The following is a 26,439-nucleotide window of genomic DNA, read 5'->3' on the forward strand; positions in this document are numbered from 1 at the left end:
GCGAAATCCCGCGACCTCGTGTGAAGCGCCCGTTCGTGCTGACCTGACTGCTCTGGCCCCGGCCTGCCCGGATGCGATGTGTCGCCTCCGGCGGAGGGTCTAGACCGACGGGAGATCGATCTGTCTGATCGCGCCGTCCTGCAGGCGCAGCAGAACGCTGCGCGGCGCGCGACCGAGGTCGCTCTGATACCGGATGCTGAACGGCTCCTCGGCCGCCAAGGTGATCGGAAGGTTCAGCGGGTCCCGCTGGAGAGACTCAGCCAGACTGTCACCGTCGTTAAGGACGGCGACGACCGTGGCGTCGAGACTGCTGGTCAGAGTGATGATGCCAGGCTGATGCGAGGCGGTGATCCGTGCGTCCTTGCCGGCGTGCCCACGCGCAATGGCCACCACGATGGCCGCCACCGCCAATATTGCGATCGCGCCGGCAGCGAGCCCGTTGGCGGAGAGAAAGTCCATGGACCCAACCCTACTCACCTCGTCAGAAGCCGATGACGCTGGGGGAGCGGTGCAGGGCCCGATCCCCGGGCTCCAGAGCCCCCGACCCTGAAGCTTGTGGACCGAACTCGATGGCTGCGAAAAAATCCGACGCGGGGTTGAACGAAACCACGGTGAATGACGTATCCCCTAGACCACCCCACCCGTCGACCGAGGGGACACGAGGACATGAGCACCCGAGCTGAGCTAGAGGACCAGGCCCACTTCGCCCTGATGGACGTGAACAAGCACTGGTTGGAAGCACTCACCGCGGAACAGGCGAGGGATCGGACCGGCTCGCACTCCGCGTTCGAGGACATCATCACCGCCGCGCGCGCTGGCAAAGCTGCGCTGGAGGCCCTGGAGAGCATGGGCGAGGAGCGCCGGCGCCGAGGACACGCGGCCTGAGCCCAGGCGCCATCCAACAACGCTCGGCCGCCACCGCGCAGCTGCCTGACGGTCAGAGCGTGATGTCCCGGCCACGCCAATCTGCCCTCAGGACGAAAAACGGCCCTGGTCGAATGACCAGGACCGTTCCATGGGGTGAGCGACGGGGCTTGAACCCGCGACCCTCGCGACCACAACGCGATGCTCTACCAGCTGAGCTACGCCCACCATGTGGAGCCGAAATCGACTCCTGTGCTCGCTGCGGATCAGCCTCGAGCGGCTGAAAGCAACGCATGTCAGTCTACACAGATTCTCACCGGATCCGGAAATCGGCTCAGTTCTGCTTGAACACCGTCCGGCGATAGTGCCGAAGCTCCTCGATGGAGTCCTGGATATCGCCCAGCGCCCGGTGGTTGCCGGTCTTCGCCGGCGCGGCCTTCTTCGCCTCCGGGTACCAGCGCGAGGAGAGCTCCTTGATGGTGGAGACATCGATCAGCCGGTAATGCAGGTGCTTCATCAGCTCCGGCATGGCCACCCGCAGGAACGCCTTGTCCGCGTGGATCGAGTTCCCGGCCAGCGGTGCGACCCCGGCCTCGGGGATCCAAGCCTTGACGTAGTCCAGGACCTTCTGCTCGGCGACCTGCACCGAGACCCCGTGCTTGAGATCCTCGAGCAAACCCGAGGCTGTGTGCATCTTCTGCACAATGGGCTCCATGGTCTTGAGTCGTTCGGCCGGGTCCGGGGCGATGACGACCTGCACCCCTTCGCCGAGGACGTTCAGCTCGGCGTCGGTGACCAGTGCAGCGATCTCCACCAGGACATCGTGATCGGGGTTCAGCCCGGTCATCTCACAGTCGATCCACACCATCCGGCCCGCCCAGGAGCCCCCGGGGGTGACCGGGACGGTTGCGGCGGATGAGGCGTTGGTCTCAGTCTCTTGGGAAGTCACGCTGCTCACTCTACCGACCGCCCGCCCGGCGCCGGGCTGTGCGGCACCAGTGGTGATAAATTCAAGGGCGATGAGCGCTGAGGCTGGAGCCGCCGAGAACAGCCCTGCACCGCGCGGTGCCGAGGGCGCCGTCGGGCTCGGCAACCCCGCCCACCCCGCCGAGGGTGCAGCTGATCGGCCCACGCAGCGCAAGCGGGACATCTGGCTGCACATCCTGCGCTCCTCCACCCGGCCCAAGAGCGTCTGGTCCCCGATGGTCGAGGGCCTGCTCGGGTCGATGCTGGTGCTGTTCGGCTCCTTCGGCGTCGGATGGCTGGTGAGCGTGTCTCCGTTGTCCCGCCAGCCGTGGATCATCATGTTCCGCACCGAGCCGGTGGGCGTGGTCCTCGCCACGATCGCGCTGACCCTGGGCTGCTGGGTGATGCTGCGCGCCTGGCTGCGGCTGGGCCGGGTGCTGGAGCACCCCGACCCGAACCAGGCGTGGCCCAGCCGCTCGCTGCGCACGGTCAACGCCGCCGTCGTGCTCTGGTCGCTCCCGCAGCTGGTCACGATCCCGATCTTCTCGCGTGACGTCTTCGCCTATCTCAACCAGGGGCGACTGGTCCTGGCCGGGCAGGACCCCTACACCACCGGGGTCTCGAGCTTGGCCAACTGGTTCCAGCTGGGCACCGACATCCTCTGGGCTGAATCCGAGACCCCCTATGGTCCGCTGTTCCTCTGGCTCGAGGCCGCCGTGATGCGCATCGCCGGAGACAGCCCCGACCTTGCGCTGTTCCTGTTCCGGCTCGCCTGCGTGGGCGGGGTGGTCATGATGATGATCTTCGTGCCCAAGCTGGCCCGGATCCACGGGGTCGACCCGGGCCGGGCACAGTGGATCACCCTGGCTAACCCGCTGCTGATCATCAGCTTCATCTCCAGCGCCCACAACGATGCGATCATGGTCGGCTTCGCTCTCGCCGGGGTCTACGCCGCGGCCCACAGCCGCGGAGTGCTCGCCACGCTGCTGGTCGTGGTCTCGATCGGGATCAAACCGATCACCATCGTGCTGCTGCCCTTCATCGGACTGCTCTGGGCCGGCCCGGGCGCCTCCTGGTCGCGGAAGTTCACCTACTGGTTCCTCACCGCCGGGATCGCCGGCACCGTGATGATCGGCATCGGCCTGGTGCAGGGCTACGGGTTCGGCTGGCTCGCCGTGTTGGCAGGCACCGGCACCGGCAGCGTCTTCTGGTCCCCGATCGGGATCGCCGACGGCTGGCTGGGCACGCTGTTGCGCTCCTTCGGACTCGACAGCGGCTGGACCCTGGAGGTCTTCAAGGTGGCCGGTCGGATCCTCTCGGTGGTCGTGGTGCTGTATCTGATGTTCCGCGGCGATGAGAAGTTCATCGTCCAGCGGATGGTCTGGGCGTTCACCGCGCTGGTGGTGCTCTCCCCGATCATCCAGCCCTGGTACCTGCTGTGGCTGCTCCCGCTGTTCGCCATCACCGGGATCCGCAAGGACTGGCAGTTCAAGTGGGTGGTGTTCACCATCGTCTTCTTCCTGGCCTTCGGCGCCTCGGACCAGCTCTCGATCTACCAATTCCTGCAGCTGGACCAGGAGATGCTGGCGCTGTCGATCACCGTGTCCTGGATCTGCATCATCTGGCTGGGGCTGCTGGATCGGCAGACCCGCTGGGTGGTCTGGGACGGCTGGGGACTGCCCGCGGTCCGCTGGGAATGGCCCAGGCTGCGCGGCCGCCGCGCCGCCGAGGACGCACGTGGCGACGACGCAGCACCAGTCTCCGCAGCACCGATCAGCGCAGCACCAGTCTCCGCAGCACCGCTCACAGCCGAGCCGGCCGCCACGCCGGTCGCGCCGCCCAGGGGAGAGGAGCCCACCCCCGGTGCGCGCTAACCTGGTCTCCCGCAACGCGCTGCGCGTCCGGTCCTTCCTGGGTCAATGGCCGCCGACCGCCTGGCTGATCGGCGGAGACGAGGCCGCCGCCTCGCACACCGCACGTCAGGGGCTGCTCGCCTCGATCATGATCATGCTCGGCTCCTGGGGCGTGGGCTGGCTGGCGATGACCCCGCAGTCGCTGCTCGCCGTGAACCCGCTGCTGCTGCCGCTGCGCACGACGACGGCGGGGGTGGTCACCTGCACGGTGCTGCTGGTCTTCGGCGCGCTGCTGCTCGTGCGCTCCTGGCTGCGGCTCTCCCAGCGGGTCGGGTCCTGGTCGACCCGGACGACCCCGGTGATGCGCCGCACCTTGTTCATGTGGGCCACCCCGCTGATGTTCACCCTGCCGATCTTCTCCCGCGACGTCTACTCCTACCTAGCCCAGGGCCGGGTGCTGCACGCCGGGCTGAACCCCTATGAGCACGGGGTCTCCGAGCTCCCCGGCTGGTTCATGGAGGGAGCCGATGGGCTCTGGGCCGAATCCCCGTCGCCCTACGGACCGCTGTTCCTGGTGCTCGCGCAGCTGGTCTGGTTCGTCTCCGGCGGTGTCCCGGAGATCGCCATCCTGCTCTTCCGCGGACTGGCTCTGATCGGGATGGCGCTGATGCTCTACTGCATCCCGCGGCTGGCCAGAGCCTTCGGCTCCGAGCCCTCCTGGGCGCTGTGGCTGTGCCTGCTGAACCCGATGACGCTGCTGGTGTTCCTGCCCGCGGCGCACAACGACGCGCTGATGATCGGGCTGATGCTCGCCGGCACCCTGGCCGGGCTGCGTCGAAGACGTCTGCTGTGCATCGTCCTGCTGGTCGCGGCGATCGCGGTCAAGCCCATCGCCATGGTGGTGCTGCCCTTCATCCTGCTGCTTCCGCTGCGCAGCACCGCGGCGCTGCGCCATCGATTCCGTGAATGGGCCATCGGCGGCACGGCCGCGGCCGTGCTGCTGGTGGGCTCCGGCGCGGCCCTGGGCATCGGGCTGGGCTGGGTGGCCGCGGCCCTCGGCGCCGGTGGCGCGGTGCTGCAGGCTGCACCGGTCGGACTGCTGGGCATCGGTCTGGGCGCCGGGCTGGCGGCGCTGACCGGTGTGGAGGCCGCCGTCGTCACCGAGATCTTCTACAACCTGGCGCGCGCCGCGGCCGGCGCGATGATCGCCTGGATGCTGCTGCGCCGCAACATCGGCAACCCGGTGCTCTGGGCCGGCTACGGTCTGACCCTGGTGGTGCTGACCTCCTCGATCATCCAACCCTGGTACCTGCTCTGGCTGCTGCCCTTCTACGCCGTGGTGCACATCTACCGCGGGCGTGTGCTGGTGCTGGTCACCACGGTCATCACCGTGATGGTGCTGCTCTCCATGGTCAGCCAGCTCTCGGTGGCGCAGTGGATCGATGCCGCCGTGATCCACACCATCGCGATCGCAGTGGTCACGCTGTATCTGATCTACGTGGTGTTCCTGGACCCGAACACCACCGACTTCTTCGACATGCGCCGCCGCTCCCAGCGTTGGAATGCGCAGCACGGGTGGCAGCGGCTGAGAGGATTGAGCGCGCCGCGCACCTCCTGGGCGGCCGAGGACATCTACGAGAAGGACACCACGTGAAGCTCCCCGGCTCCCGACTGCTCTGGCTGCTGCTGACCGCGACCACCCTGGGCGCGGCGCTCTCGGTGGTCGCCGTGCAGTGGTGCCGGATCAACGGCTGGACCGACCCTGACCAGCACATCCACATGTGCTATTCCGACTTCTCGCTGCTGTTCAGCCAGCGCGGACTCGCCGAGGGACTGTTCCCCTTCGTCGACGACGTCCCGGCGGACCAGGTCATGGAGTATCCGGTGCTGCTGGTCATGGTGGCCGGGGTGCTGGCCCTGCTGGTCCCCGGGCAGGGCATCACCGAAGAACGGATCCTGGCGTTCTACGACCTCAACCACTTCGCGGTGGTGCTGTGCTGGCTCGGCGTGGTCCTGGCCACCGCCTACTCCACCGCCGGGCACCGCCGCAAGGACGCCCTGATGGTCGCCCTGGCTCCGGGGATCATCCTCTCGCTCTCGATCAACTGGGACATGTGGGCGGTCTTCCTGGGCGCACTGGCGCTGCTGCTCTGGGGCCGGTCGCATCCGGTCTGGGCCGGAGTGCTGATCGGTCTGGGGACGGCGATGAAGCTCTACCCGCTCTTCTTCCTGGGTGCGATCCTGGTGCTGTGCCTGCGCAGCGGAAGGCTGCGCTCCTTCGCCGCGACCACGCTCGCCGCGGTGCTGACCTGGCTCGCGGTGAACCTGCCGTTCATGCTTCTGCAGTTCGAGCAGTGGTCGACCTTCTACCGCTTCTCCTCCGAGCGCGATGTCAGCTTCTCCTCGGTCTGGCTGTTCTTCAGCTGGCTGCCGCTGGACGGAGCCGCGTTCTCGCTGCTCTCCAACGGGCTCTTCCTGCTGTGCTGCCTCGGCGTCGCCTACCTGGGCCTGGCCGCGCCGACCCGACCGCGGATGGCGCAGCTGTGCTTCCTGATCGTCGCCAGCTTCCTGCTGCTGGGGAAGGTCTACTCCCCGCAGTTCGTGATCTGGCTGATCCCGCTGCTGGTGCTGGCCCGCCCGAAGGTCCGCGGCTACCTTCTCTGGCAGGCCGCGGAGGTCTACCACTGGGTCTCGGTGTGGATGATGAGCGCGAAGATCACCTCCGGCGGGGAATTCGCCGGCGGCACCGAGCTCATCGACTGGGCCTACCACCTCGGGATCCTGGCCCATATGGCCACCCTGATCTATCTGATGGTCCAGGTGGTCCGCGAGATCCTGGATCCTGAGAAGGACATCGTGCGCGTCCGGGACCGGGTCACGGCGAGCGCTTCAGCGGCCGACGACGAGGCGCGCAGCTCCGAGGGGCTCATCGCCGAACCGCGGCCCCAGGAGCTGGGGGAGAGCGACCCGCTGGCCGGGGTCACCCGCGGGCAGCCGGAGACCTTCGCGCTGCCCGGACTTGGCCGGGCCACCTCGTGGAGGCTGCACTGGTGAACCGGCCTCGGAGACCACAGGTCCGCGCGGATTCCGGTGACGGAGGGCTTCCACGGATCCCACGGCTCCCACGGCCCCGGAGGCTCTGATGCTTGAGATGCTCGCGGTGATCGGTCCGATGTTCCTGGTGCTCGGCGTCGGATTCACCGCCGGGTTCGTCCCGCGCTTTCGCAGCGCCCAGGACCACCTCAACGGCTTCCTGTTCTACTTCGCGCTGCCCACGTTCATCTACACCGCGATGGTCACCGCTCCGCCCACCGCGGGGTTCCCGGTGCTGGCGGTGGCGATCGTCGCCGTGGTGACCCCGTTGGTCTCCATCGCGCTGTACTACGGCAGCTTCCTCTTCGGTGACCGCGGCCGGGAGGGCGCGGCGGCGACCTCATTGGCCGGCAGCTTCGGCAACGTCGGGTACTTCGGGATCCCGGTCTCGATCAGCGTGATCGGCCCGGAGGCCGGACTGGCCGCCGGGATCGTGCACATGATGCACAACCTGATCTACCTCAACGGCTACCCCTTGGTGCGCACCATCGTGGCCGCCCGCGCCGAGCCGTCCGCGGCGTCGGGCGCCAATGCGGCCGACGCCAGGAAGACCGGCCGGGCCGCCGGCGTCGGGCAGCTGCTGCGCACCCAGATCTGGCCGATCCTGAAGCGTGCGCTGCTGCTGAACCCGGTGTTCATCGCCATGGGGCTGGCGCTGCTGGTGGTGTTCAGCCCGCTGGGCCTGCCGGCGCCGATCAACGAATCGGTGAGCCTGCTGGGGCAGACCGCGGTGCCACTGGCGCTGTTCTGCGTCGGCCTGGCGCTGCACCCGGCGATCGAGGGGATCCGCAGCGGGGGAGTCCCCAAGCGACTGATCACGCTGGGCACGCTGGGCAAGATCCTGGTCCTGCCGCTGCTGACCTGGCTTGCGGTGCTGCCTTTCTACGACCAGCTCGGACCGGTCTGGGCCGGCACGCTGATCATCATCGCCGCCATGCCCTCCTCCACCACGGTCTACATCTTCGCGCAGCAGTACGAGGGTGACGGCCGCCTGGCCGCCTCGATCCTGGTGACCAGCACGCTGGCCTGCCTGATCACGCTTCCGCTGCTGGCCGAGCTGCTGCTCTGATCCGCCCGGCGTCGATCTCGTAGACGCTGCTGACATGGCGCAGCACCGCGCTGCGGTGGGCGATCATGATCACCGTCGCGCTGGTGGCCTGGGGCATGCGTCGCAGGATCTCGGCCTGGGTGAGCGGATCCTGCGCCGAGGTGATCTCATCGAGGATCAGCACCGGGCTGCGGCGCAGATACCCCCGGGCCAGCGCCAGACGCTGGGACTGGCCTCCGGAGAGCCGCGCGCCCTCAGCTCCCATCGCGGTGTCCAGACCCTCGGGCATCGCGGCGATGTCGCCGTCGAAGCAGGCCGAACGGCACGCGGCCAGCACCTGCTCCTCGGTGGCCGCCGGGCTGCCCAGCAGCAGGTTCTCGCGGATGCTGCCGCTGATCAGCACCGGGCGCTGCTCCACCACGGTGATATGGGCGCGCAGCGCGGCCAGCGAGAGCTCACGCACATCGGTGCCGCCGAGTCTCACCTCGCCGGCCTGGGGGTCCCAGACCCGGGTCAGCAGCGAGGCGAGCGTGGATTTTCCGGATCCGCTGACCCCGACGACGGCGGCCACCGCGCCGGGTTCGATCCGCAGGTCCACCTCATGCAGCACCTCCCGCTCGGTGCCGGGGTAGCCGAAGCTGACGCCGTGGAAGGACACCGAGGCGGCGGCCTCGTGCTCGGTGTGCACCGGGGAGGGGTGCTTCGGCTCGGTGACCTCCGGGGTGCTCTCTTCGAGCTCGCGCAGGTTCGCCGCGGAGGCCAGCGCTGCGGGCAGCGAGATCCCCAGCGCCTCGATCGCGGCCAGGGCCGGTGCGGTGCCCGGCACCAGGGCCAGCACCAGCAGCAGCTCGGTGTAGCCGATCGCGCCTGCCTGGGCCTGGGGGAGTCCCAGGAGCAGCAGCACGAAGAGCGCGAGCACCTGCCAGCCCTGGCCGGAGGCGGCGCGCAGTCCCTGCAGCACCGAGGCGCCGCGTGAGGTCTCACCGATCTGGGCACCGATGCGGTCCACCCGCTCTGCGCGCTGTTCCTGAGCGCCGAAGATGGTGATCTCCTGCCGGCCGCGCAGGTCATCGCTGATCTCCTGGGCCAGCGCGCCGCGTGCCCGGACCGCGGTGGTGCTGCTCGCACGTGCCCCGCGGCGCCCGAGGCCGATCAGCGTGGCCGCGGCGGCCAGGAAGATCAGCAGCAGCCCCAGCGCCAGCGCGGGCCCGGTGAGGGTCCACGTGAGCAACACCGCGGTGGCGGGGATGACCACGGCGGTCACCACCGGGGCCAGGGTGTGCGCGAAGAAGACCTCTACCCGGTCCACGTCGCGGGTGGCCGCCGAGAGCAGCCGGCCGCTGCCGCGGGAGGCGGTCACCGCCGGGGCGAGCGGGATCAGCTTCTCGTAGAGCCGGACCCGCAGCTGCTCCAGCAGGGCGAAGGCTGCGGTGTGCCCGGAGAGCTGCTCGGCGTAGCGGGTCAGGCCCTTGGCCGCGGCCAGGGCGATCATCACCGCGATGACGCTGCCCAGCGGCGGGACCTGTTGACCGTCGGCGAGGCGTCCGACCAGCCAGGCCGGGTAGACCAGCAGGGCGGCGCCGCAGAGCAGGGTCAGTGTGCGGGCGAAGGCTGAGAGGGCGAGCAGCCCGGCGGAGCCCCGGGCCAGTGTCAGCAGATGCAGGATCATCGGTCTTCTCCTTCTCCGGCCGTGGCCTGCGCGTAGTAGCCGGACTGGGCGAGCAGCTCCTCCGGGGTGCCCAGCGCGGCGGGTTCTCCAGCCTCGAGCACCAGGACCTGATCGGCCCAGCGGGTGGTGGTCAGCCGGTGGGCGATGAGGATCAGCGTGTGGTCTCGGGCGAGGCCGCGCAGGGTCTCATCGACCAGGCGTTCCGCCCTCCGGTCCAGGTCGGCGGTGGGCTCATCCAGGATCAGCAGCTTGGCCCCGGAGAGCAGCGCGCGGGCGATCGCCAGGCGGCGGATCTGCCCGCCGGAGAGCGCTCCGCCGTCCTCGCCGACCTGGGTGGACAGCCCGCGTGGCTTCGCGGCGATCTCCGCGTCCAGGCGTGCCTGGGTCAGGACCTCCCAGAGCTGGTCATCGGTGGCCTCGGGCCGGGCCAGGCGGAGGTTCTCCGCCACGGTGCCGGAGAAGATGAACGGCTTCTGCGCGACGGTCACGGCGGCCCGCTGGAGCGCAGTCGAGTCCGCAGCTCGGCCTTCCAGCAGCAGCTCCCCGGTGGCATGCGGGATCAGTCCCTGCAGCACCTGGGCCAGTGTGGACTTCCCCGCCCCGGAAGGTCCGACGACGGCGATCGCGGCGCCGCGGGTCACGCTCAGCGTGACCCCGCGCAGCACGCGCTCGCCCCCGCGATCCACCCCGAGGTCCTCCAGGCGCAGCAGCTCCGTGGCCCGGGCTGAGATCTGGGCGGGGGCCTGCGCTGAGGACTGGGCTGCGGTCTCGCCGGGGGTGCTGGATGTGCTCTGCCCCGGGGTGCTCAGGGTCTGGGTGAACAGTCCCTGCTGGGTCCGCCCGGCCATCGCCACGTAGAAGGAGCGCCCGAGCTTGTCGATGGGTTCATAGAGCAGCGTGGTGAGCAGCACCACGGCGAGGAAGTCGCCGGCGGTGATCGCACCGTCCTGGAAGCGCCACAGCGCAAGGCCCACGGCGGAGGTGATCATCACCAGGGAGAACAGGGCATCGTTGACCAGGATCATCAGCTGGCTGCGCCTGAGCAGGGCCACCGCCTGGACCCGGAGCGCGGCGGCTGCCTCAGCCACGCTGCGCCGTCCGGCATCCTCGGCGCCGAGCAGCACCAGGCCCCCGAGCGAGCGCAGGACCTCCTGGAACTTCGCGGTCGCAGCCCCGGCGAGCCGCCGGTAGGCGGCGGTGGGGCCGCGGAAGCGTTTCAGGAAGAACCGGACCAGGACCGGAACCAGCAGCACCAGGACCAGCAGCACGACCGCGATGATCGGGTCCACGAAGCTGCCCAGCATCAGCAGCACCAGCGCCGGGGCGGTGAAGGCCGCCAGGGCCGGACCCAGAAACTCCGCACGGTATTCGGCGATGCGCTCGACCCCGCCGGTGAGCAGATCAGCCTCACCCATGCCGGGACGCCCAGCACCGGCGTGCCCGCCTGGACGCCCACCGGGACGCCCACCTGAATGGCCGCCCGCGCGCCCCGCCGTCTTCCCCGCCGCTTGTCCCGCCGCGCCCGCCGTCTCACCCGCCGGGTCGCGGTGCAGGGCCGCCCGGATTCCGCTGCCGCGCCAGAGCTGCTCCTCCACGGCGCGCAGCCGAGGCGGGACGGCTGCGGCGATGCCGGAACAGGTCACCGCCACGGCGCCGGCGACCGCGCCGAGGACCAGCCCACCGGTGATGTCCGTGGCGTTCAGCGCGGCGTCGAGCACCCGCCCGAGAGCGAGGAACAGCGTGGCGAGCGCGAGCGTGCGCACCCATTGCAGGGCGGTCGCGATCCAGGCGCGGGGAGGCATGTCTTCCAGAAGCACGCCTCAGATCATTCCAGGTTCAGCGGCCCTCCGGGAGCGAGTGCAACATTTGCGAAGCGGGTCCCGATCCGATGCTGAGCCGCAGTGTCCGGGTGCAGCTGGTCCGGCATCGGCAGCTCCGCCTCGTCGGACTCCCCGAAGAGATGCAGACCGTCGAGGAAGTGCAGCTGCGGATCCTCCTTGCGGCGTGCCTGGACGATCTCGCGCAGCGCACGGCGGATCACCTGCAGGGTGAGCTTGCCGGAGGCGACCTCGCGGGAGTCGCCCATCGAGGAGAAGCGCGGGCCGGACTCCAGCAGGTCCATCTGCAGCGGTCCGGGCCGGGTCTCCTGGATCGAGCAGTGCAGCGGGGAGACCAGCAGCAGCGGGGTCTCGGCGTGGGGGCCCTCGCGGATCGTGTCGAGGAAGCCGTGCACCGCGGGGATGAAGGTGCGCAGGCGCATGGTGTCCCCGTTGGTGATGTTGATCCCCAGCTTCAGGCTGATCACATCGGCCTCGGCGGAGCGGATGGTCCTGGCGGTGAACGGGTCCAGCATCGCCTGCCCGGCGAGCCCGAGGTTGGTCAGCCGCACCCCGGCGGCCCGGGCGGCCACCACGGGCCAGGTGCCGGTGGGATGGCGCACGGCGAAGCCGTGGCTGATCGAGCTGCCGTGATGCAGCCAGCGGGTCATGCCCTCGGCTCCAGCAGGGATCACCGCGGCGTCGGATTCGAGTCCGACCAGCTCGGTCCGCTCATCGTGGGGCAGCCAGATCTGCACATCGTGGGTGCCCGGGGGCAGCCCGGGAAGCTCGATCCGGGCGTCCTCACTCCTGGTGCTGGAGACTTCACCGGTGATCGGGTCGCTGCGGCGAGTGGTGCCCACACCGTCCACCGGCGAGGGCAGCTGCGCATAGAGCTCCCCGTCCACCAGCACGTCGTAGACCGCCCCGTACGGGGTCTCATCCCCGGTGAGCTCGCGGGTCGGGTGGGTGATCAGCGTCAGTCTCGAGGCCTCGGTGCGGACGTCGAGGTGGACGCCGCTGGGCTCTGCGGCCACGCGCTCCACACCTGGATCGGTGCTCTGGCGCCGCGCGGACGCGGGCAGTCGCCAGGGCAGCAGACCACGGTCGGTGAACTCGTGCTCCAGCGCGCCGCGCAGCATCGGCCCCAGGGCCTCGGCAGAGATTCTCATATGTGTCCCCAATCCCAGGAGTTGCTGGGCTGAACAGTACCAACCGGCGGGCGGGGTCTGTTCAACCGCTGTTAACCTTCCTGCCCGAGTGTGGGGCCCGATGACTGAGCATTCAGCGGACGACGCCGGCCCCGCCGCCTCCCGACATCCCGGCACCGTGGCAGAGGTCTTCCTGGTCTTCCTGCGTCTGGGGCTCACCTCATTCGGCGGCCCGGTGGCCCACCTGGCCTACTTCCGCGATGCCTTCGTCACTCGCCGGCAATGGCTGAGCGAGAAGGCCTACGCGGACCTGGTGGGACTCTGCCAGTTCCTGCCCGGGCCGGCGTCGAGCCAGGTGGGCATGGCGCTGGGTCTGCAGCGCGCCGGCTACCCCGGGATGATCGCGGCCTGGTTCGCGTTCACGATGCCTTCCGTGGCGCTGCTGGTCGCCTTCGCGCTGGGAGTCCAGCACGCCGGGGACCTCACCGAGGCCGGATGGATCGATGGGTTCAAGGCCGCCGCGGTGGCAGTGGTGGCGCACGCCGTGCTCTCGATGGCCAAGACACTCACCCCGGATGCTCCGCGCGCCTCCATCGCCGCCGCCGCGATGGTGCTGGTGCTGCTCGTGCCGCACCCCCTGATCCAGGTCGCGGCGATCCTGATCGCCGGTATCACGGGATTCCTCTGGCTGCGCGGCCCCGAGGCCGGACCCAGGTCCGAGGACGCCTTCACCGTGCGCGTCTCCCGGCGCGTCGCATGGACCGCCGCGACGCTCTTCGCCGGGCTGCTGGCTGGACTGCCGGTGCTCGCGGCCACCACCGGCGCCGGATGGACCGCGATGATCGACTCGTTCTACCGGGCCGGGGCGCTGGTGTTCGGCGGCGGGCATGTGGTGCTTCCGCTGCTGCAGGCCGAGACCGTCCCCGCCATGGTGGATCCCGAGGTCTTCCTCGCCGGCTACGGGGCCGCCCAGGCGGTGCCTGGGCCGTTGTTCACCTTCGCCGGGTTCCTCGGCGCCTCCAACATGGGCGAGCCCACCGGTGTGCTGGGTGCGGTCCTCGCCGTGCTGGCGATCTTTCTGCCCGCGGCGCTGCTGGTGATCGCGGCGCTGCCGTTCTGGGAGCGGCTGCGTGGCAACGTGTCTGCACAGAAGGCGCTGGCCGGGGTCAACGCCGGCGTCGTCGGGATCCTGGCCGCGGCGCTCTACACCCCGGTGTTCACCGCCGGGGTGCTCGAGGTCGGGATCGGGGCGCTGGTGCTGGCGGTTCTGGCCTTCGTGGCGCTGAACAGCTGGCGGGCCCCGGCCTGGTCGGTGGTGCTCGCCGCGGGGCTGCTGGGCTGGGCGCTGCTCTGAGCGCCTCGACTGGCCGGGGGACACATATCGAGCCAAAGCTCAGGGCCGAGAGGTACAGTTCTGGGGTACTTGACCGCTCTGGCGAGGAGGGCCCTGCCGCATGCTGAGCTCCCAAGCTCGCGGGCTGAGTCGCCTCTATGCCCTCGACGTGGCGCGGGCCGCCGCGGTGTTCGGCATGATCATCGTCAACGTCGGTCCCTACAACACCGACGGCTGGGCCTCCTGGATCGTCCGGGCGCTCAATGGGCGTGCTTCGATCCTGTTCGTGGTGCTCGCCGGGATCGGTGTGACCTTCCTGGCCCGTCGCTCGCTGACCAAGGGCATCACCCGACGCAGCACGCTGCTCTGGCGGGGTCTGCTGCTGCTCGCGCTGGGGCTGGGTCTGCAGACCCTCGAGCACGGGGTCAACGTGATCCTCTCCACCTACGCGGCGCTGTTCTTCCTTGCCGCGTTCATGGTCAAGATGACCACCCGCTGGCTCTTCTTCTCCGCCACCGTCTCGGCGCTGTTGGGACCGGTGCTCTGGATCCTGGCGCGGCAGACCACCCATTTTCAGATCGAACCGGCCCAGATCGGGGACTCACCGTTCGAGATCATCGGCGCCATCCTGGTCTCCGGTCCGTATCCGCTGGTGGTCTGGATCGCCCCGTTCTTCCTCGGGGTCTGGCTGGGCCGGCAGCCGCTGGGCAACGCCAAGGTCCAATGGCGGCTGGTCTATCTGGGCGCGATCGCCGGTTTCGGCGCGTTCGGCCTCTCTGAGGTGCTGGTGCGGGCCCTGGGCGAACCCGACACCACGCAGGTCGGCTTCGACCGGATGATCTCTGCGGTGGGACATTCCCAGATGCCGCTGTGGCTGATCAGCTCCATCGGCACCGCGGTGATGCTGCTGGGCATCCTGCTGATCGTCGTCCCGCACATCAGCCAGCGCATCCGACTGCTGGTCGTCGTTGGGCAGATGCCGCTCACGGCCTACACGGTTCACCTGGTGATCATCGCGCTGGTGATCTACCCCGGTCCGGAGAACCCCATCGAAGGGTTCCTGATCAGCTGCGCGATCATGTTGGGGCTGATCCTCTTCGCCGTGGTGTGGATGGCCAACTTCCGCTACGGTCCGCTGGAGACGCTGCTGCGCAAGACCCCCGGATTCCTGCGGGTCACCTACCGGCTGCCCGAACGCCACCGCCGCCGCCAGCTCGCCCGGCCCTACCCGCGCCGAGCGAAGCCCGGGTCATCCATGGAACAGAAGCCGACGCCTTCCTGAGGGAGACGAAACATGCAGCCGAAGAACCAGCAGCCGCGCAGCCACGCATCACACACTCTGAGCGCGCCTCGGCGCACCGGGGGAGGCAAGCTCGTGCGCACCACGGCCCTGCTGGCCGCCTGGGGCATGCTTGCCGCCTGCGCCGTCGAGGAAGAGCCGCCCCCACCGCCGGCGCCCAGCGAGGAGCCCGAGGAACCCACCAGCACTCCGGAACCGGTGGAGGATGTGGTGACCCAGCAGGGGGTCAGCGCCGGGCATCCGCTCGCCGTCGAGGTCGGGGAGCAAGTCCTGATCGATGGCGGGAACTCGGTGGACGCCGCGATCGCCACCGCCCTGGCCATGTCGGTGGTGGAGCCCTTCGCCTCGGGCCTCGGCGGCGGCGGCTCCGTAGTCATCGCCGGCCAGGACGGGGATCCGCTGTTCTATGACTACCGCGAGATGGTCGGCGTAGAGGGCGAGATCCCCGAGAGCGGCATCGGCGCGCCCGGATTCGTCGCCGGCATGGGACGGCTGCACCAGGAGCACGGAAGCCTGGAGTGGGACAGGTTGATCCAGCCCGCCCAGGAGCTGGCGGCCGAGGGCTTCGAGGTCTATGACTTTCTGGCCACCCGGATGACCGAGGACCTCGGGCCCGAGGCCATCGAAGGTGTGGAGCCCTTCGAGGTCGACGGCGAGGCGCTGGAGTCCGGAGACCAGCTGGTCCAGACCGAGCTGGCCGCCACTCTCGAGACGCTCGCCGCGGAGGGCTGGGAGTCCTTCTACACCGGTGGCCTCTCCGAGGAGCTGATCCAGGTCGAGGGCATCGACGCGCAGACCCTCGCCGACTACGAGGTCACGGCGTCTGAGCCGGTCTCCGGGGAGTTCGGCGACTACGAGATGCTTGCCGCCGCCCCGGCGCTGCCGGGCCCGGCGATGGTGCAGCTGCTGCAGATCGCCGAGGCCCAGGGGATCGCCGAGATGGAACCAGGTTCCGCGGAGTACATCGAGACCCTCTCGGAGGCCTGGCTGGTGGCGGAGGAGACCGTGTTCACCCAGATCGGTGACCCCGCCTTCGTCCAGGTGCCGGTGGAGGAGATCACCGACCAGGCGGCCAACGCCGAGGCTGAGATCTCCACCCAGTCGGCCCCGCAGTCCCAGACCGAGCCCCAGCCCCAGGCCGGTGCGCCGGCGTCTGCGCAGGTGGAGGCGGAGACCGAGGCGCAGGCCCCACAGGACGCCAACACCACGCATGTCTCGGTGATCGACGACGAGGGCATCATGGTCTCGATGACCAACACGCTGACCAACTTCTGGGGCGCCGGCGAGATCAGCGGGGGATTCTTCCTGAACAACCAGCTCAGCCGGTTCGAAGCGGTGGACTCCCCGGCGAACCGACCAGAGGCGGGCAGGAAGTCCGTGACATGGTCGATGCCCACCATCATCCTCGACGACCAGCAGCGTCCCGTGCTCGGCATCGGGACCCCCGGCGGACACCAGATCCTGAACATCATGGGCACCGTGCTCACCCAGTGGGGACTGCAGGACGCGCCGTTGCAGGAGGCCGTGGACGGGCTGCGCTTCCGTCTGATCGGGGAGGACGAGCTGCTGGTCCTCGACGATGAGCCCGAAGACGAGACCCGTGAGGCGCTCGAGGACCTCGGCTGGGAGCTGCAGGTCTGGCCCGATGAATGGGGCGGCTTCGGGTCGGTCCAGGCGCTGGAGGTCGACTACGAGACCGGCGAGGTCACCGGCGCCGACGATGACCGGCGCGTGGGCAGCCACAGCGTGATCGACTGACCCGGGACGGGCGCTGCGGCTCCGAGCCGCCGGACCGTCTCCGGCCGGCGCCAAACCGCCAAGCCGCCGGAGCGCCTCCGGCCGTCGCCGCGCCCCGGTCCGCCGGACCGGTGGGAGCTGCGTGGGCCGATTAGCATGGAGCCATGAGTCTCACGTCACCGCGCAGCATCCCCAACATCCTCTCGATCGCCGGCACCGATCCCACCGGCGGTGCCGGCATCCAGGCGGACCTCAAGAGCTTCGCGGCGCACCGAGGATATGGGATGTGCGTGGTGACCGCTCTGGTCGCGCAGAACACCCAGGGGGTGCGCGAGATCCATCTGCCCCCGGTGAGCTTCCTGCGCGCACAGCTGGACGCCGTGTCTGATGATGTGGCGCTGGACGCGATCAAGATCGGAATGCTCGGCACCGAGGAGATCATCAGCACCGTGGCCGCATGGCTGGATGCCCTCGCTCGCAGCGGCCGCCAGGGCCACGGCAGCGACGAGGGTGCTCATGACGACGAACGTGCTCATGACGACGATGGTGCCCACGACGACGCCGTGGGGCCGCGGCCGGTGCTGGTGCTGGATCCGGTCATGGTCGCCACCTCCGGGGACCGGCTGCTCGACGCCGCCGCCGAGTCGGCGCTGATCGGCTTCCTGCACCGGGCGGATCTGATCACCCCCAACGTGCCCGAGCTCGCGCTGCTGGCCGGGTCCGAACCGGCGACCGATCCGACCGGTCTGATCTCCCAGGCCCGAACCGTTGCCGATGAGCACCAGGTCGTGGTGCTCGCCAAGGGTGGACATCTCGACGACGCCTCGGCGCAGGAGGTCGTCGTCGACACGCTGGTCTATCCGGAGTCCTCCGGGGTGCGTCCGGCCGAGGAGCAGTTCCTCTCGCCAAGGATCCATACCCAGAACACCCACGGAACCGGATGCTCGGTCTCGGCGGCACTGGCCACGCTGGCCGCCCGCGGCCACAGCTGGTCCACGGCGCTGCCGGTGGTCAAGGACTGGATGACCGAGGCGCTGAAGGACTCCGAACGCCTCGACGTCGGACAGGGCCACGGCCCGATCCAGCACTTCGCGCAGCTCTGGCGCTGATCACCCAGGCCGCGCCGCGGTCCGGACCCTCATACAGTCGGGCCGGGCCGGGGTTTCAGCTCTGCGGCGCCTCATGCGGACCGCCGGCATGATTGGCGATGTCCTCCCACTTCCAGGTGGTCCCCATCGCGTCATCGGAGGGGAACCACGCCCCGGTGGTCGCGCGATCCCGCGGCGTGGGACCGGTGGCGCCCTGCCCGGAGACCGGTGCCTGATCCTTCAGCGCGGTGACCCGATCCCTGATCGAGGCCATCTGCTGATCCAGGGCCGCCGCCTGGACGGCGGCGTCACGGAGCTCATCGAGGATGTCGCCGGGCACCTCGCCGTCGTAGGTGTAGTAGATCTTGTGCTCCAGCGAGGCCCAGAAGTCCATCGCCACGGTGCGGATCTGGACCTCCACGTAGACGAACTCGGTGCGGTTGGACAGGAAGACCGGCACCTGGACGATCACATGCAGGCTCTGGTAGCCGTTGACCTTGGGGGTGCGGATGTAATCCTTGACCTCGACGACCCGCAGGTCGGGCTGGCTGCACAGCATCTCCGCGACCCAGTAGGCGTCTGAGACGAAGGAGCAGGTGATCCGGATCCCCGCGATGTCTCGGATCGAGTGTCGGATGCTCTCCAGGGTGGGCTCGGCGCCGTAGCGCTGGACCTTGTCCAGGATCCGGTCCAGAGACTTCAGCCGGTAGTTCACATGTTCGATGGGGGAGTAGTCGCGGGTGTGCTCGAACTCCTCACGCAGCACATTGATCTTGGTCAGCACCTCGTCCATGCCGAACTTATAGTGCAGCTGAAACTCGGTGAGCTGACGACGGATGTCGACCATTCGGACCGCCACCCCGTCGCCCCCCTCACCGGCGCCGCTGTGCAGCTCCGAGAGCAGGGCGCGGTAGACATCTGACTCACTGCGCTGCGCCTGCTTCGTCTGCTTCGTCTGTTTCCCCACGGGTGCCTGCTGGGCCAGATCCCTGCCCGGCGGAACCCGGACTCCGGCGCTGAGCGAGACCCCCTCTGGGGCCTCGACGGGTAGGAAGTGGTGGTCAGTGGCAGGAGCGTGTCCAGCGGACATGGGGAAGGTTCTCCTAGGGGTTCAGGGGCTCACCGCGCGGGGCAGCGAGTCGACGGTCATAGGACCGGTGCTTTGATTCTCGACCCTAGGCGCATTGTCTGTGAAGTCCCGCAACATAATCGTTGTGATCGCCGGGACCTCCCCGCCGCTAGGCTGGAGGCTAGGATCCTCCACGGTGAGCGATGCCGCGGAATGCGGTCAGCATGCTCGGTCGAATGAGACCCCAACCACAACATCTGGTGAAGATCCGAGGGCGCAGACGCAACATCTTCTGGTTTCGAGCATCAGACACGCCGAGACACGCGGTGCTTCGAGAAACTTCTTCTTGGGAGCAACGAACTCCACAGCTGTGGAGGAGCGCCCGGGAGGGGTGCCGCTTCCGCGTCATTGCAGGGGAGTCGTGGTCCACAGGTCCTGTGGACAGCCGGTGGAGAACTACATCGGTGCAAGTACATCATCTAGTGGCTGCTGATATCTCCGGACCCAAGATGTAGTATTGAGCCATAGCCAAAACGTCACGTTCGAATCGGGGAGTCCCATGTCTGTCACTGTCTACACCAAGCCCGCATGCGTTCAGTGCAACGCCACTTACCGCGCCCTGGACAAGAACGGCGTGACCTACGAGACCGTCGACATCACCCAGGATGCCGAGGCTCTCGAGCGGCTGCGCGGCCTGGGCTACATGCAGGCCCCCGTGGTCATCACCGAGGCCGATCACTGGTCCGGATTCCGTCCCGACAAGATCTCCGAGCTGGCCGTACAGCACGCTGCGATCAGCTCGGTCGCCTGATGCAGCCGTGAACACCACGGCAAGGCTGATCTACTTCTCCTCGGTGTCGAACAACACGCACCGCTTCGTGGAGAAGCTTCAGCACGGGGCGGGGGAGGTCGCAAGGCTTCCGCTGCGCACCAAGGATGAGACCCTCGCGGCGGAGCGGCCCTTCGTGCTGGTCCTTCCCTCCTACGGGGCCGACGCCGGTGAAGGCTCGGTGCCGAAACAGGTCATCAAGTTCCTCAATGTTGAATCCAACAGGAACCTCCTGCGCGGAGTGATCGGCGCGGGCAACACGAATTTTCACGAGAGCTACTGCATCGCCGGGGACATCGTCGCCGCCAAGTGCCGAGTCCCTCACCTCTACAGATTTGAACTGATGGGCACACCGGAAGACGTGACCACGGTTCAAACGGGATTGGAAGAGTTTTGGAAACAGCAACCAAGCCATTGAACGCGGCGAGCACCGCCCAGACCCAGGACGGCCGGGGCTCCATGGACGCACCGCTGGCCAAGGTCATGCCTGCCCAGTGGCAGGGCCTGAGCTACCACGAGCTCAACGCCATGCTCAACCTCTACGGTCCCGAGGGTGAGATCCAGTTCGAGGCCGATCAGCTCGCGGCTCGGCAGTACTTCCTGGACCACGTGAACACCAACACGGTCTTCTTCCACAACCTGGAGGAGAAGCTGGGCTACCTGGTCGAGAACGACTACTACGAGCCCGAGACGCTTGAGCAGTACTCCCAGGAGTTCATCCGCGCCATCTTCGACCGGGCCTACGCCGCGAAGTTCCGCTTCCCCACCTTCCTGGGCGCCTTCAAGTTCTACACCTCCTACGCGCTGAAGACCTTCGACGGTGACCGCTACCTGGAGCGCTACGAGGACCGCGTCACCATGGTCGCGCTGCACCTGGCCCGCGGCGATGAGCAGCTGGCATACAAGATGGTCGATGAGATGATCTCCGGGCGCTTCCAGCCGGCGACCCCGACCTTCCTGAACTCCGGGAAGAAGCAGCGCGGCGAGCTCGTCTCCTGCTTCCTGCTGCGCATCGAGGACAACATGGAGTCCATCGCGCGCGCCATCAACTCCTCGCTGCAGCTCTCCAAGCGCGGGGGAGGCGTGGCGCTCTCGCTGACCAACATCCGGGAGAACGGCGCCCCGATCAAGCACATCCAGAACCAGTCCTCCGGAGTGATTCCGGTGATGAAGCTGCTGGAAGACTCCTTCTCCTACGCCAACCAGCTCGGCGCACGCCAGGGCGCCGGCGCGGTGTACCTCAACGCCCACCACCCCGACATCTTCCGCTTCCTCGACACCAAGCGGGAGAACGCGGACGAGAAGATCCGGATCAAGACGCTCTCGCTCGGCGTCGTCGTCCCGGACATCACCTTCGAGCTCGCCAAGAAGAACGAGCCGATGTACCTGTTCAGCCCCTATGACGTCCAGCGCGTCTACGGCAAGGCGTTCAGCGAGATCTCGGTGACCGAGAAGTACCACGAGATGGTCGACGACGCGCGGATCCGCAAGACCAAGATCAACGCCCGCGAGTTCTTCCAGACCCTGGCCGAGATCCAGTTCGAGTCCGGCTACCCGTATGTGATGTTCGAAGACACGGTGAACCGGGCGAACCCGATCGCCGGACGGATCTCCATGTCCAACCTGTGCTCGGAGATCCTGCAGGTCTCAGAGCCCAGCGAATACGCCGATGATCTGAGCTACTCCGAGATCGGCAAGGACATCTCCTGCAACCTGGGCTCGATGAACATCGCCAAGGCGATGGACTCCCCGGACTTCGGGCAGACCATCGAGACCGCGATCCGCACCCTGACCGCCGTCTCGGACATGTCCTACATCAACTCGGTGCCCTCCATCGCTGAGGGCAACCGCCGCTCGCACGCGATCGGTCTGGGCCAGATGAACCTGCACGGCTACCTGGCCCGGGAACGCGTGCACTACGGCTCCGAAGAGGGCCTGGACTTCACCAACATCTACTTCTACACGGTGCTCTACCACGCACTGCGCGCCTCGAACCAGATCGCGATCGAGAGCGGTCAGAGCTTCGACGGCTTCGAGAACTCGCAGTACGCCTCCGGTGAGTTCTTCGAGAAGTACACCGAGCAGCTCTGGGCCCCGGTCACCGAGAAGGTCCGCACCCTGTTCGGTCATGTGAGCATCCCGACCCAGGAGGACTGGCGCGAGCTCAAGGCCTCGGTCATGGCCCACGGCATCTACAACCAGAACCTGCAGGCGGTGCCGCCCACCGGCTCCATCTCCTACATCAACAACTCCACCTCCTCGATCCACCCGGTGGCCTCGAAGATCGAGATCCGCAAAGAGGGCAAGCTCGGGCGCGTCTACTACCCGGCGCCCTATCTCACCAACGACAACCTGGAGTACTACCAGGATGCCTATGAGATCGGGTACGAGAAGATCATCGACACCTACGCCGCTGCCACCCAGCACGTGGACCAGGGCCTGTCCCTGACGCTGTTCTTCAAGGACACCGCCAGCACCCGCGACATCAACAAGGCGCAGATCTACGCCTGGCGCAAGGGCATCAAGACGCTCTACTACATCCGGCTGCGTCAGCTCGCGCTGGAAGGCACCGAGGTCGACGGCTGCGTCTCCTGCATGCTGTGACCTCAGGTCCCATCCGGGCCGTGATGACCATGGCCCCTCCCGGAACTCCACGCTTTTTCTAGAAAGAGACTCCTGACGTTGACACCATCTAAAGCGCTCCTCGAGCACGTCGAGGCGATCAACTGGAACCGCCTCGAAGACGAGAAGGACAGCGAGGTCTGGAACCGGCTGGTCAACAACTTCTGGCTGCCGGAGAAGATCCCGCTCTCCAACGACGTCCAGTCCTGGGCCACGCTGACCGAAGAGGAGAAGACCCTCACCATGCGGGTCTTCACCGGGCTGACCCTGCTGGACACCATCCAGGGCACCGTGGGTGCTGTCGCGCTGATCCCGCATGCGCTGACTCAGCACGAGGAGGCGGTGCTGACCAACATCTCCTTCATGGAGTCGGTCCACGCCAAGTCCTACTCCCAGATCTTCTCCACGCTGTGCTCCACCAAGGAGATCGACGAGGCGTTCCGCTGGTCCAAGGAGAACGTGAACCTGCAGCGCAAGGCGCAGATCGTCATGGACTACTACCACGGCGATGACGGACTCAAGAAGCGGGTGGCCTCGACCATCCTGGAGTCCTTCCTCTTCTACTCCGGGTTCTACCTGCCCATGCACTGGTCCTCACGGGCCAAGCTGACCAACACTGCAGACATCATCCGGCTGATCATCCGTGACGAGGCCGTGCACGGGTACTACATCGGCTATAAGTACCAGCGCGCCCTGGAGCGCGAGACCCCGGAGCGCCAGCAGGAGCTCAAGGACTACACCTACGAGCTGATGTACGAGCTCTATGAGAACGAGCTGCAGTACACCCACGACCTCTACGACGGCGTGGGCCTCAGCGAGGACGTCAAGAAGTTCCTGCACTACAACGCCAACAAGGCTCTGATGAACCTGGGCTACGAGGCGATGTTCCCCAAGGAGATCAGCGACGTGAACCCCGCGATCCTCTCGGCGCTGAGCCCGAACGCGGACGAGAACCACGACTTCTTCTCCGGCTCCGGCTCCTCCTACGTCATCGGCAAGGCCGAGGAGACCGAGGACGACGACTGGGACTTCTAGAGCTTCTGTTCTGAGTCTTGCTGCACGAAATCCCGCAACGGCCCTGATCTGCAGTCTCTGCAGATCGGGGCCGTTCTCGTCTAGAGGGCAGGCCTGGACTGGCTTATTCTTCACCTACGCGTGTCAAGGATCCGCCGCCACAGGAGACCACCATGGAAGACCCTCGCACCTCATCGAGCACCATCGACCGACACAGATCCACGGCCCTCACAGAGAGCTGGGTCGCCCTATGGAACGGCGACTACGACATCGCTGAGCAGATCATCTCTGAGGACAATCGCGTGCACGCGGCCATGTTCGACGGAGGCGACGGCAGCGCAGTCGGTGGCGTCTCGGGCATGCGGGAGATCGTCACTCAGATGCGCTCACTCATGTCCGACCTCAGCTTCACCGTCGACGTGGGCCCCGTGGTCGACGGCGACCTCATCGTGGTGCGATGGCAAGCCACCGGGCACTACGGCGGAGGCATGCCCGGAGCGGCCGCACCCGCAGGCACCCCCGTGGTTTTCCACGGCACGGACATCCTGCGGGTCGCAGAGGGCCGAATCGTCGAGTACTGGCTCAACGCGGACAGTCTCGCGCTCATGACCCAGCTGCAGGTCGGGGCCGGCTGAGCATGGCGCCGATCGGCACAACGTTGCCGGCGCGCGGGCCTGGCGTCCATGATGGGGCCAAGACCTGAGCCTGCCGTGACCCGAGGCTCCCTGGGAGGCATCGATGAATCCTGCAGAGCGCGGCCATATCGAGGGTGCAGCGATGCGCTGCGTCGTCGTGGGCAGTGGATTCGGAGGTGCGGTGGCTGCTGCACGTCTCTCCCAGGCGGGATTCGATGTGACCGTCGTCGAACGGGGCAGACGGTGGGAGCCCGGGTCGTTTCCTCGTGATGAATCTGATCTGAACAACCGTTGGCTGTGGGAGAAGGATCGCGGACTCTACGATCTGCGGTGGCTCGACAGCATGATCAGCGTCCAAGCAGCGGGCTGGGGCGGTGGTTCCCTCGTCTACGCCAACGTCTTCGCGCGCGCTCCAGGAGATGCCTTCGATCAGGGGTGGCCGGCGAGCTACAACCGCCGGGAGCTGGACCCCTACTACGACCTGGCGGCACACATGCTCGAGGTGCGGCAGGTGAGTCGAAACCCCTACACCACAGCGTTGCCGACGCGCACGCAGTCGATGGACGCTCTGGTCTCGAAGCTCGGGCGCTCCGCCGGAACCGTTCATCCCCACCTCGCCGTCCAGTTCGCCCCGCCCGGCACACCGGTTGTGAACCGCCATGGTCAGCCGCAGTTCGGCTGCACATTCGTCGGGGAGTGTGTCCTCGGGTGCAACGTAGGAGCAAAGAACAGCCTCGACCACAATTATCTGGCGCTGGCCGAGAAGCATGGAGCGACTTCGCTGACCGACACCGAGGTCCGCGCGATCCGGGACTCTGGTTCGGGGTTCGTGCTGAGCGTTCGCGACCTGGAATCCGAACGCGAATGGGAGATCTCAGCGGACTCGGTGTTCGTGGCCGCCGGTGCGATCGGGTCATTCGAACTGCTCATGCGCTCCCGCGGCCTCGCTCACGGACTGCCTCGCCTCTCCAGCACGCTCGGGACCAACTTCTCCGGGAATGGAGACTATCTCGCGTTCATCAAACGGCGCGGAGTCTCGGTCGATGCCGATGAAGGGCCCACGATCACCACCACGACGATCGTCGATTTCGACCTGAACAAGAATCGGGTGTGGTTCCAGGTGCAGGATGGCGGCTATCCTCGGGCCCTTCTGAACCTTGTCGCGCATCTGGATCCCACGCGAGCGACCCGAACCGCAGTCTCCAGAGGGTTGGCGAGGGCCATCGCGAGGTTGAAGATCGACCTCACCGATCGCGCGTCTGCCCGCGGCCACATCATGACCCTGCTCCTGATGGGACGGGACTCCTCGGACGGGCGCCTGAGCCTCGATCACCACGGCGAGGCTCGAGTGACCTGGAACAATCGGAAGAACGCCCGACTGTACCGCGCTGAGGGCCAGGTCGCCAGGCTCGTCGCCAAAGCCCTGGGAGGAAGCATGACGGCCTCACCTGCGTGGCGCTATCTGCGCAAAGGTGTCACCGTCCACAACCTGGGCGGAGTGCCCATGGGAGTCGACATCGCGCACGGCGTCGTCGATGACGCAGGAGAGGTCCACGGCTATCCGGGGCTGTTTGTGATCGACGGATCGACCGTGCCCACCGCCACCGGGGTCAATCCGTCAGCGACTATCACCGCCATGGCAGAACGCAACATCGAAGCGGTGATCCGTCGGCATCTACGCGATCCTCTGTGGAGAGCTCCGGAGTGGCGCCACGTGCAGCCGGGCACTGTTCCAGAGGATGAAGCCATGAGAGCCATGAACAGGTCCCGGATCGAACGCTCCGGTCACGGCGTGGTGTTCCACGAGAAGATCAAGGGCCGGCTCTGCGCGACCGGCGACGACGAAGGGGCGCAGCTCGAGCTCACACTGGAGCTGGAATGTCGGATCAACGGCTGGCGGGTCTTTCTTCAGGACCCGCTGCGCAAGGTCACCGTGACCGGGTCAGCAGACGTGCAAGGTCTTCGCGCGCCAGCGGCCGTCACCGGAACCATTCAGCTCTTCGCACCGGACAACGACGAGGCCATGCAGTACGAGCTCAGGCTGGTGGCCGAGGACGGTCGGACGTGGAGCCTCAATGCGGTGAAGGCGCAGCAGGCAGGTAGGCCGTGGAGGATGCTTCACGACCTGACGACTCTGGACTCGCGCCTCACCGGGTCGACCTCGCCCGAGCCCCTTGCGGGGACCCTCGCCATCTCCGCCTCAGACGTCGTACGACTTGCATGCTCGGTCCGGGGCTCGGCGTTCTCCCGACCCCAGCGACTGGCCGCGGTCGGTCGCTTCCTGGCCTACTTCGCCCGACAGGCCGCGCGCGGCGTCTACGGCCGGGATCAGTGAAGTAAACTGGTACGTC

Annotated in this window: 21 protein-coding genes and 1 tRNA gene; 15 read left to right on the top strand and 7 right to left on the bottom strand. The window is 67.6% G+C overall.

Annotated features, from left to right (window positions below; all coding sequences use genetic code 11):
* Positions 1–99: 99 nt before the first annotated feature.
* Positions 100–459, bottom strand: coding sequence for a hypothetical protein (locus I2487_RS09490; RefSeq protein ID WP_207171984.1), 360 nt, complete (start codon positions 457–459; stop codon positions 100–102).
* Positions 460–666: 207 nt separating this feature from the next.
* On the opposite strand from I2487_RS09490, the gene I2487_RS09495 reads away from it, so the two are divergent.
* Positions 667–885, top strand: coding sequence for a hypothetical protein (locus I2487_RS09495; RefSeq protein ID WP_207171982.1), 219 nt, complete (start codon positions 667–669; stop codon positions 883–885).
* Positions 886–1,016: 131 nt separating this feature from the next.
* Here the strand turns inward: I2487_RS09495 and I2487_RS09500 are convergent.
* Both I2487_RS09500 and orn read right to left on the bottom strand, forming a co-directional pair.
* Positions 1,017–1,092 (bottom strand) — tRNA-His (locus tag I2487_RS09500).
* Between the two features lie 106 nt (positions 1,093–1,198).
* Entirely contained in the window at positions 1,199–1,813 is a 615-nt protein-coding gene (gene orn / locus I2487_RS09505; RefSeq protein ID WP_345941389.1) for an oligoribonuclease, read from the bottom strand.
* 70 nt (positions 1,814–1,883) lie between these two features.
* Between orn and mptB (I2487_RS09510) the strand changes: the two genes are divergently transcribed.
* From mptB (I2487_RS09510) to I2487_RS09525, 4 genes are all read left to right on the top strand, one after another.
* Complete coding sequence (gene mptB / locus I2487_RS09510; protein ID WP_207171981.1) at positions 1,884–3,704, top strand: polyprenol phosphomannose-dependent alpha 1,6 mannosyltransferase MptB; 1,821 nt, start codon at positions 1,884–1,886, stop codon at positions 3,702–3,704.
* Positions 3,694–5,337, top strand: coding sequence for a polyprenol phosphomannose-dependent alpha 1,6 mannosyltransferase MptB (gene mptB, locus I2487_RS09515; protein ID WP_207171980.1), 1,644 nt, complete (start codon positions 3,694–3,696; stop codon positions 5,335–5,337). The genes mptB (I2487_RS09510) and mptB (I2487_RS09515) overlap by 11 nt, the downstream gene beginning before the upstream one ends.
* The gene (locus I2487_RS09520) at positions 5,334–6,737 is read left to right on the top strand and encodes a glycosyltransferase family 87 protein (RefSeq protein ID WP_345941390.1); all 1,404 of its coding nucleotides are present in this window, start codon (positions 5,334–5,336) and stop codon (positions 6,735–6,737) included. The genes mptB (I2487_RS09515) and I2487_RS09520 overlap by 4 nt, the downstream gene beginning before the upstream one ends.
* 88 nt (positions 6,738–6,825) lie before the next feature.
* Positions 6,826–7,845 carry an AEC family transporter gene (locus tag I2487_RS09525; protein WP_207171976.1) on the top strand — a complete coding sequence of 340 codons (1,020 nt, stop codon included), beginning with the start codon at positions 6,826–6,828 and terminating at the stop codon, positions 7,843–7,845.
* On the opposite strand, the gene I2487_RS09530 is transcribed toward I2487_RS09525, so the two are convergent.
* Genes I2487_RS09530 through I2487_RS09540 form a run of 3 tightly spaced genes read right to left on the bottom strand, consistent with a single transcriptional unit; the run spans position 7,811 to position 12,482 of the window.
* The gene (locus I2487_RS09530; protein WP_207171974.1) at positions 7,811–9,493 is read right to left on the bottom strand and encodes an amino acid ABC transporter ATP-binding/permease protein; all 1,683 of its coding nucleotides are present in this window, start codon (positions 9,491–9,493) and stop codon (positions 7,811–7,813) included. The two genes, I2487_RS09525 and I2487_RS09530, sit on opposite strands and share 35 nt — an antisense overlap.
* On the bottom strand, positions 9,490–11,310 hold the full coding sequence (locus I2487_RS09535) for an ATP-binding cassette domain-containing protein (RefSeq protein ID WP_207171972.1): 1,821 nt from the start codon (positions 11,308–11,310) through the stop codon (positions 9,490–9,492). Before I2487_RS09535 ends, I2487_RS09530 begins: the two co-directional genes overlap by 4 nt.
* A gap of 8 nt (positions 11,311–11,318) precedes the next feature.
* A complete protein-coding gene (locus I2487_RS09540; RefSeq protein ID WP_207171970.1) occupies positions 11,319–12,482 on the bottom strand; it encodes an SGNH/GDSL hydrolase family protein in 1,164 nt (387 codons plus the stop codon).
* Between the two features lie 100 nt (positions 12,483–12,582).
* On the opposite strand from I2487_RS09540, the gene chrA reads away from it, so the two are divergent.
* The 4 genes from chrA (at position 12,583) to I2487_RS09560 (ending at position 17,940) form a co-directional block, all read left to right on the top strand.
* Positions 12,583–13,815 (top strand): chromate efflux transporter, encoded by a 1,233-nt coding sequence (gene chrA / locus I2487_RS09545; protein WP_207171968.1) that lies wholly within the window; start codon positions 12,583–12,585, stop codon positions 13,813–13,815.
* Between the two features lie 100 nt (positions 13,816–13,915).
* On the top strand, positions 13,916–15,076 hold the full coding sequence (locus tag I2487_RS09550; protein ID WP_207171966.1) for a DUF418 domain-containing protein: 1,161 nt from the start codon (positions 13,916–13,918) through the stop codon (positions 15,074–15,076).
* A gap of 12 nt (positions 15,077–15,088) precedes the next feature.
* Positions 15,089–16,852: a gamma-glutamyltransferase gene (locus I2487_RS09555; protein ID WP_207171964.1), complete on the top strand. Its 1,764-nt coding sequence runs from the start codon at positions 15,089–15,091 to the stop codon at positions 16,850–16,852.
* Positions 16,853–16,995: 143 nt separating this feature from the next.
* Positions 16,996–17,940, top strand: a complete 945-nt coding sequence (locus I2487_RS09560) for a bifunctional hydroxymethylpyrimidine kinase/phosphomethylpyrimidine kinase (protein ID WP_207171962.1) — start codon at positions 16,996–16,998, stop codon at positions 17,938–17,940.
* 55 nt (positions 17,941–17,995) lie between these two features.
* Here I2487_RS09560 and I2487_RS09565 read toward each other — a convergent pair whose 3' ends face one another.
* On the bottom strand, positions 17,996–19,009 hold the full coding sequence (locus I2487_RS09565; RefSeq protein WP_255546158.1) for a GTP pyrophosphokinase: 1,014 nt from the start codon (positions 19,007–19,009) through the stop codon (positions 17,996–17,998).
* Between the two features lie 538 nt (positions 19,010–19,547).
* Here I2487_RS09565 and nrdH point away from each other — a divergent pair.
* The 6 genes from nrdH (at position 19,548) to I2487_RS09595 (ending at position 26,423) form a co-directional block, all read left to right on the top strand.
* The gene (gene nrdH / locus I2487_RS09570) at positions 19,548–19,799 is read left to right on the top strand and encodes a glutaredoxin-like protein NrdH (RefSeq protein WP_036475442.1); all 252 of its coding nucleotides are present in this window, start codon (positions 19,548–19,550) and stop codon (positions 19,797–19,799) included.
* Positions 19,800–19,806: 7 nt separating this feature from the next.
* Complete coding sequence (gene nrdI / locus I2487_RS09575; RefSeq protein ID WP_345941391.1) at positions 19,807–20,235, top strand: class Ib ribonucleoside-diphosphate reductase assembly flavoprotein NrdI; 429 nt, start codon at positions 19,807–19,809, stop codon at positions 20,233–20,235.
* A gap of 41 nt (positions 20,236–20,276) precedes the next feature.
* Positions 20,277–22,421, top strand: coding sequence for a class 1b ribonucleoside-diphosphate reductase subunit alpha (gene nrdE / locus I2487_RS09580; RefSeq protein WP_207172040.1), 2,145 nt, complete (start codon positions 20,277–20,279; stop codon positions 22,419–22,421).
* A 78-nt stretch (positions 22,422–22,499) separates the two neighbouring features.
* Complete coding sequence (gene nrdF, locus I2487_RS09585) at positions 22,500–23,474, top strand: class 1b ribonucleoside-diphosphate reductase subunit beta (RefSeq protein ID WP_036475440.1); 975 nt, start codon at positions 22,500–22,502, stop codon at positions 23,472–23,474.
* Positions 23,475–23,626: 152 nt separating this feature from the next.
* Complete coding sequence (locus I2487_RS09590; protein WP_207171960.1) at positions 23,627–24,088, top strand: ester cyclase; 462 nt, start codon at positions 23,627–23,629, stop codon at positions 24,086–24,088.
* Between the two features lie 103 nt (positions 24,089–24,191).
* Entirely contained in the window at positions 24,192–26,423 is a 2,232-nt protein-coding gene (locus I2487_RS09595) for a GMC oxidoreductase (RefSeq protein WP_207171958.1), read from the top strand.
* The last annotated feature ends 16 nt before the right edge of the window (positions 26,424–26,439 follow it).

The organism is Nesterenkonia sp. E16_10 (assembly GCF_017347085.1).
Taxonomy (GTDB): domain Bacteria; phylum Actinomycetota; class Actinomycetes; order Actinomycetales; family Micrococcaceae; genus Nesterenkonia.

Bases quoted from the DNA above. Each gene is read 5' to 3' on its own strand.
- I2487_RS09490 (WP_207171984.1), bottom strand. From the start codon at position 459: ATGGACTTTCTCTCCGCCAACGGGCTCGCTGCCGGCGCGATCGCAATA.
- I2487_RS09495 (WP_207171982.1), top strand. From the start codon at position 667: ATGAGCACCCGAGCTGAGCTAGAGGACCAGGCCCACTTCGCCCTGATG.
- mptB (WP_207171981.1), top strand. From the start codon at position 1,884: ATGAGCGCTGAGGCTGGAGCCGCCGAGAACAGCCCTGCACCGCGCGGT.
- I2487_RS09525 (WP_207171976.1), top strand. From the start codon at position 6,826: ATGCTTGAGATGCTCGCGGTGATCGGTCCGATGTTCCTGGTGCTCGGC.
- I2487_RS09530 (WP_207171974.1), bottom strand. From the start codon at position 9,493: ATGATCCTGCATCTGCTGACACTGGCCCGGGGCTCCGCCGGGCTGCTC.
- I2487_RS09540 (WP_207171970.1), bottom strand. From the start codon at position 12,482: ATGAGAATCTCTGCCGAGGCCCTGGGGCCGATGCTGCGCGGCGCGCTG.
- chrA (WP_207171968.1), top strand. From the start codon at position 12,583: ATGACTGAGCATTCAGCGGACGACGCCGGCCCCGCCGCCTCCCGACAT.
- I2487_RS09550 (WP_207171966.1), top strand. From the start codon at position 13,916: ATGCTGAGCTCCCAAGCTCGCGGGCTGAGTCGCCTCTATGCCCTCGAC.
- I2487_RS09555 (WP_207171964.1), top strand. From the start codon at position 15,089: ATGCAGCCGAAGAACCAGCAGCCGCGCAGCCACGCATCACACACTCTG.
- I2487_RS09560 (WP_207171962.1), top strand. From the start codon at position 16,996: ATGAGTCTCACGTCACCGCGCAGCATCCCCAACATCCTCTCGATCGCC.
- I2487_RS09565 (WP_255546158.1), bottom strand. From the start codon at position 19,009: ATGTCCGCTGGACACGCTCCTGCCACTGACCACCACTTCCTACCCGTC.
- nrdH (WP_036475442.1), top strand. From the start codon at position 19,548: ATGTCTGTCACTGTCTACACCAAGCCCGCATGCGTTCAGTGCAACGCC.
- nrdE (WP_207172040.1), top strand. From the start codon at position 20,277: ATGGACGCACCGCTGGCCAAGGTCATGCCTGCCCAGTGGCAGGGCCTG.
- I2487_RS09590 (WP_207171960.1), top strand. From the start codon at position 23,627: ATGGAAGACCCTCGCACCTCATCGAGCACCATCGACCGACACAGATCC.
- I2487_RS09595 (WP_207171958.1), top strand. From the start codon at position 24,192: ATGAATCCTGCAGAGCGCGGCCATATCGAGGGTGCAGCGATGCGCTGC.